General features: G+C 71.8%; 1 protein-coding gene. It reads left to right on the plus strand.

Annotated elements, in window-relative coordinates; translation table 11 throughout:
* Positions 1-1091 (plus strand): pyruvate kinase (locus G6027_RS15010; RefSeq protein ID WP_241727169.1); only part of this gene is annotated, 1091 nt, incomplete at its 5' end.
* Positions 1092-1143: the final 52 nt, after the last annotated feature.

Below are 1143 nucleotides of genomic sequence, written 5' to 3' on the forward strand. Positions count from 1 at the left end.
CGCTGTGCGTCCGGGTGGACCCACGGTGGCTCGCGGGCCGGTCCCCGGGAGACGTGATCGAGGTCCCCGACGCGCGGCGGCTCAGACGGCGGTTCACCGTGGTGTCCGCGGGTCCCGACGGCGTGCTGGCGGAGGGGGATCGCAACGCGTGGGTGCGCGACGGGACCCTGATCGACTGCGACTTCGAGCACACCCGGGTCCGCGGCATCCCCGCGGTGCCGCGCCGGATCCGCGTCCACCGCGGGGACCTGATCCTGCTCACCGTGGACATGGAACCGGTGGAGCCGCCGCGGTCCGGCGAGGAGATCCGACTGGGGTGTGCGTTGCCCGCGGTCGTGGAGGCCCTGTCGGTGGGGGACCGCGTCCTGTTCGACGACGGGGTGATCTCCGCGGAGGTCATCGCGACCTCGACGCCGGGTCAGGAGGACGGGCCGTGGGCCAGGCTGGAGGTGGTGCGTTGCCGCGAGGGCGGACGCTGGCTGGGGTCGGAGAAGGGCATCAACGTCCCGGGAGTGGAGGTGGACACCCCCGCACTGACCCACGAGGACCGGCAGTGTCTGCGCTTCGCGTCCCGGCACGCAGACGTCGTGGCGCTGTCCTTCGTGCGGACGAGGGGAGATGTCACCGACGCGGTGGAGGCGCTACGGGCGGCGGTCGCGGAATCGGGGCGGGAGCTGGGGTTGTTGCTCAAGATCGAGACCCGGCAGGCTTACCGCGCGTTGCCGGACCTGGTGCTGGAGGCGATGCGACACGACCGGATCGGGGTGATGATCGCCCGCGGCGACCTCGCCGTCGAGATGGGTTTCGAGTCGCTCTCGGAGATCCCGCGCAACATCACGCTGATGTGCCAGGCGGCCCGCGTTCCGGTCGTGCTGGCGACGCAGGTGCTGGAGTCGCTCGCGAAGACCGGGATGCCGTCGCGCGCGGAGATCTCCGACGCGGGCTCGGCGCAGCGGTCCGAGTGCGTGATGCTCAACAAGGGGCCCTACGTGGCGGAGGCGATCGAGACCCTCGATGCGATCCACTCGCGGATGGGCCGGATCCAGCGGAAGGCGCTGCCCCTGATGCGGCACGTCGACAGTTGGGACTGAACGCCGCGACCGCCGCGACCTCTACCGCCGCGACCTCTACCGCCGCGACCGG

This window comes from Dietzia sp. SLG310A2-38A2 (genome assembly GCF_014145095.1).
Lineage (GTDB): Bacteria > Actinomycetota > Actinomycetes > Mycobacteriales > Mycobacteriaceae > Dietzia.